Below are 4,787 nucleotides of genomic sequence, written 5' to 3'. Positions count from 1 at the left end.
GCCCGCAATCCACCACGACCACATCCCCATACCCGATATCCACAGTACACCCCACAGCACCCAACGCAATATCGCCAAGCGCCTCATTCCCCTGGCAAGCCAACAGCATCCGGATCGTTCCCGCATGACAAACCACGATTGCATCCCGGCGCTTCAACAGCACATCAACATAAAACGCCTGAACCCGCCGCGCCATGTCCATTACGCTCTCGCCGCCACCCGGCCGATACATCGTTGTATCGCCAGCCCAGGCATCAACCTCGCAACGGGGAATGTCATCCCACTCTCGCAACTCCCAACGACCAAAATCCATCTCAACCAGCCGCTCGTCAAACACAGGCAGAGAGCAATCGAAAGATTCTGCTACGCGTCGCGCCAGGCCTGTGCAGCGCTGCAGCGGGCTGGAATAGATATTCAGTCCCCGCGGTAAGCCTGCCGTCGCCAAAACCCCAGCAGATGACGCTGACGCATCCAAGCCGCGCATCACGTCGTCGATAGCCTGGCTGTCCACGCCGACATCCGAGCTTCCGTAGCAAACTCCTGTCGGCACTAGCGGCTTGGGATGGCGGATGAGATAAAGACGCATAACGAAAGCAAGAATCAGGAAACCATGCCGCGCATCGTGGCCAGCACGCCCAGATAAATCATCACCTCCGCAACCTGCTGCACGGCGCCCAGGCAATCACCGGTAAATCCGCCTATGCGCTGCACAAAGAAACGCGCCAACCACGCAGTGGAAGCACATCCCGCAGCGACACCTGCCAGTATCGCCCACCAGGACAGCCAGCCGGCGAACCCCACCACCACCAAGGCCAGGCATGCCGTCAGTACGGCAATCAAAAACTCCGTCCCCGACATGGATTGCGCCAGCGGCTTGGCTTTGCCTTCGTCTTTAGCATAGTCCAGCTGCCAGATGAGTGCCGCCGAGAACATGCGCGACAGCGGATGTGCAATCAGCAGCGCCGCAACGGCTGCAGGTATCGGTAAATGCGCCAGCGCCGCACACTTCAGTAGCAAGAGCAGGCCGATGCCGATTGCGCCGTAGGCGCCGACACGCGAGTCCTTCATTATTTCCAGGATGCGTTCACGTGTGTAGCCGCCGCCAAAGCCGTCGCACACATCGGCAAAGCCGTCTTCATGGAAAGCGCCGGTCAGATAAACCCCCGCGATCGTGGACAGCACTGCCGCGACAGCCGCCGGCAAAACCAGGGCCGACACAAAATAGACGCCGCCGGTTACCGCTGCCACTACCATACCGACCAGCGGGTAGTAGCGGGACGCATGCTGCAACCACATGGGCTCGTAACCAACCCAGCGTGGGATGGGCAGGCGCGTAAAGAATTGAAGCGCAATAAAGAAAAGCCTTAACTGGTGGACGCACCCTCCCACCATGCCGCAAGCCGACTGGCCGTTCTGCGACGGCGTGCTCATGACCGGAACCCTGCTAATGGGCTACGCGATGCCGATCCGCCCGCTTCCATGGGCGCATCAACGAGCGAATCCTTGCCGCTGACTTGTGCCGATGCAAACGTCGCCATATCGCAAAGAAAGCCCACGGCGGCATGCAGCAGGGGCAGCGCAAGCGCACACCCCGTCCCTTCTCCCAAGCGCATATCCAGATGCAGTAAAGGTCGGGCGCCAAGTTCATTCAGCATACGGCCATGTCCCTTTTCGTTAGAGCAATGGCAAAACACACAGTAATCCAATATGGACGGCTGCAATCGCGCCGCAACCAGCAATGCCGCTGTCACGATGAAACCATCAATCAGCAATATCATGCGCCGCTCTGCCGCCTTGAGCATCGCACCCGCCATCATCGCAATCTCGAATCCGCCGAAGGTGGCCAGCACATCCAAAGGCGCGCTCACATGCGCATGCTGCGCCACGGCCTTTTCGATCACGCGGCACTTGTGCAACATTCCTTCAGTCGACAGGCCCGTTCCCGCGCCGACGCACTCGGCCACAGGCAACCCCGCAAGCTTATGCATGATGGCCGCCGCCGATGTCGTATTGCCTATCCCCATTTCGCCAAAGCCCAGTACATTGCCCTGCAGCTCCGCCGCCAGCGCCATGCCATGCTCCAGGGCCGTCTCACATTCCTGAACCGTCATGGCAGGCTCATTGGCAAAGTTGCGCGTACCCGGCCCAACCTTCCTGGCGATCAGACCGTCGCGGGCCCCGAAATCATGATTGACGCCGGCATCGACGATATGCAATGCCACATCCTGCTGCCGCGCAAACACATTGATCGCCGCGCCTTGCGCCAGGAAATTTTCCACCATCTGCCAAGTCACGCTTTGCGGATAAGCAGAGACACCCTCCGCAACGACCCCATGGTCGCCGGCAAAAACCAGAATGGCTGGCGCAATCACCCGGGGCCGCGTGGTTTTCTGGATCAGGCCGGCCTGCCTGGCCAACAATTCCAGCACACCCAGACTTCCCAGCGGCTTGGTCTTGTCATTGATGGCCGCATCAAGCGCCGTTGACAAGCTCTCATCTTGCGTCGATTCCACATGGGGAAAATACATAAAACTCACATCCAGACTAGGGTTACAGCCCGGCATTATAGGAGGCCTGTGATATATTTCGCGACGATAAAGGTGCTTTCGGAGTAGAAAAACGCGGTCATGGCTTTATGCCCGCTCACACTCTGCGAAAGTTAAACGGGAAACAGACGCGCGCTTGCCCAATGCAAGAGCCCCACGCAAAAACTGTGCTGCCCCCGCAACGGTAAGCATGCCTCGCATGCCAGCCCGACACCGGCCTAGATCACCCCTTAGTCCATTTCCTGGTTCCGAATCCTGCTGATTGCAGCATCCTGGGCCACAGCCCAGAACCGGGAATGTCTTATTTTTTACAACGTGCGGGGACGCGCGTTTTCCAGGGTCTATCATGCCTTTCACTTTAAGCCGGCAAGCGCTCGCTATTCTTTCCTGTTTCGTTTCAGCGGCCTCCACGGCACAAAGCGCCAATCCCGTTCGACAACTAGACCAGATCGTTGTTACCGCCAGCCGCACCGCGCAGCTGGAAAAAAACGTACTGGGCGATGTAACGGTCATCGATAAAAAAACACTTCAAAAAGCGGGACAGAACAGTGTTGCCGAGGTGCTTGCAAAGCAGCCCGGGGTGCAGTTCTACAGCAGCGGCGGCCCTCAAACGACGACGGGCGTATATCTGCGGGGAACCAACCCAAGCCAGACACTGGTGCTGGTTGACGGCATTCGCATCAACAGCAGCACCACGGGCTCCACGAACTGGGGCGCCATCGATCCGGCCACCATCGAGCGTATTGAAATCGTTCGTGGCGCAGGAAGCAGCCTGTACGGATCAGACGCCATTGGCGGCGTCATCAACATCATTACAAAAAAAACGGGTGAAGACCGGCCACTTAGCGCATGGGGCAATATCGGTTACGGCACCTACGACACATTCAAATCCAGCGTGGGTATTTCAGGCGCACAAGACGGGTGGGATTACGCCTTGTCGAGCAGCATGGCGGAAAGCAGCGGCTTCAATGCAAGCAACCGGTCCTCGGGTGAATTTACATTTAATCCAGATACGGACGGCTATAGCCAGAACTCACTGTCAGGCTCATTGGGCTATCGTTGGGCAGCGGGCCACCATATAGGCTTGACTGCCTATAACGGCTATATCGACGGCGACTTTGACGCGGGCGCGGACTCTGGCCGGGCACACTCAATAACCCGCCAACAGGCTTATACCCTGACCAGCACTGACGACATCACCGACTACTGGCAAAGCGTGCTCAGACTGGGCTTTTCCAAAGAATATACCGATAGCCGCAGCTCGGGCTATTCATCCACTTTCGGCAGCCTGCAACGGTCTTATTCCTGGCTGAACAACCTGAAACTTTCAGAAAACCAGAATGTCTCCGTCGTTCTGGAGCGCCTGGAAGAGAGGCCGGCCAGCTCGTCGTCCTATACAATCAATCGGCGCGATACCAATGCTGCTGGGCTGATATACCGGGGCGATTTCGACGCACACCATATCCAGGCCAGCGTACGCAACGACAATATCTCAGGCTATGGCAACCAAGCCACAGGCGGCCTCAGCTATGACCTGGATCTGAACAATCAATGGCGCATCGGGATAGCGGGCAATACAGGCTTCAGAGCCCCCACTTTTGCCGATTTATACTCGCCAAACATGTGGGGCTTTGTGGGCAATCCAAATCTGCAGCCCGAAAAATCACGAAACATCGAAGCACGACTGCGATATGAAACCGATACAACACGTCTCGGAGCCACTATCTATCAGAACAAGATTCGGGATCTTATCAATCCCTATGACTGCGATGCCAATTTCAATTGCACCACCAGCAACACAGAGCGAGCCACCATACGCGGCCTGACGCTTACTGGCGAACACGATTTCGGCAACACGACACTGCGCGCCAGCGCCGATTTCATGAATCCACGCGATGACAATACCGGCAACCAGCTTATTCGCCGTGCCAAGCAAGTCTACCTATTGGGCGCCGAACACCGCATCGACGCACTGACGGTCGGTGCTGAATACCAGTTCACGGGCAAACGCTACGACGACGCGGCCAACACCAGCCAAAAGCGGATGGGCGGCTACAGCTTGCTCAACCTGACGGCAGCCTATGACTTCAGCAAAAACGTCGGCGTTCAAGTGCGTTGGAACAACCTCTTGAACAAAGACTACACCAATACGTATGGCTACAACATGCCAGGCTCCAACGTATTCGTGAACTTGTCTTTCAGGATGTAGCGGCATGAAGCCCGGCATGCATGTACGCAGGC

The 4,787-nt window shown here is 57.3% G+C and carries 4 protein-coding genes and 1 riboswitch; of the genes, 1 reads left to right on the top strand and 3 read right to left on the bottom strand.

Annotated features, from left to right (window positions below; translation table 11 throughout):
- From ABWO67_RS19055 to cobT, 3 genes are all read right to left on the bottom strand, one after another.
- A partial coding sequence (locus tag ABWO67_RS19055) for a histidine phosphatase family protein (protein ID WP_353154848.1) occupies positions 1-586 on the bottom strand: 586 nt, incomplete at its 3' end.
- A gap of 14 nt (positions 587-600) precedes the next feature.
- Entirely contained in the window at positions 601-1,431 is an 831-nt protein-coding gene (locus ABWO67_RS19050) for an adenosylcobinamide-GDP ribazoletransferase (RefSeq protein WP_353154845.1), read from the bottom strand.
- Positions 1,428-2,528 carry a nicotinate-nucleotide--dimethylbenzimidazole phosphoribosyltransferase gene (gene cobT / locus ABWO67_RS19045; protein WP_353154842.1) on the bottom strand — a complete coding sequence of 367 codons (1,101 nt, stop codon included), beginning with the start codon at positions 2,526-2,528 and terminating at the stop codon, positions 1,428-1,430. Before cobT ends, ABWO67_RS19050 begins: the two co-directional genes overlap by 4 nt.
- A gap of 83 nt (positions 2,529-2,611) precedes the next feature.
- Positions 2,612-2,782, top strand: a riboswitch (cobalamin riboswitch).
- A gap of 110 nt (positions 2,783-2,892) precedes the next feature.
- Between cobT and ABWO67_RS19040 the strand changes: the two genes are divergently transcribed.
- Positions 2,893-4,755: a TonB-dependent receptor domain-containing protein gene (locus ABWO67_RS19040; RefSeq protein WP_353154839.1), complete on the top strand. Its 1,863-nt coding sequence runs from the start codon at positions 2,893-2,895 to the stop codon at positions 4,753-4,755.
- Positions 4,756-4,787: the final 32 nt, after the last annotated feature.

The organism is Pollutimonas bauzanensis (assembly GCF_040393045.1).
Taxonomy (GTDB): Bacteria; Pseudomonadota; Gammaproteobacteria; order Burkholderiales; family Burkholderiaceae_B; genus Pollutimonas; species Pollutimonas bauzanensis_A.
The sequence above is the reverse complement of the archived record's forward strand: the minus strand, read 5'-3'. Positions and strand labels throughout refer to the sequence as shown.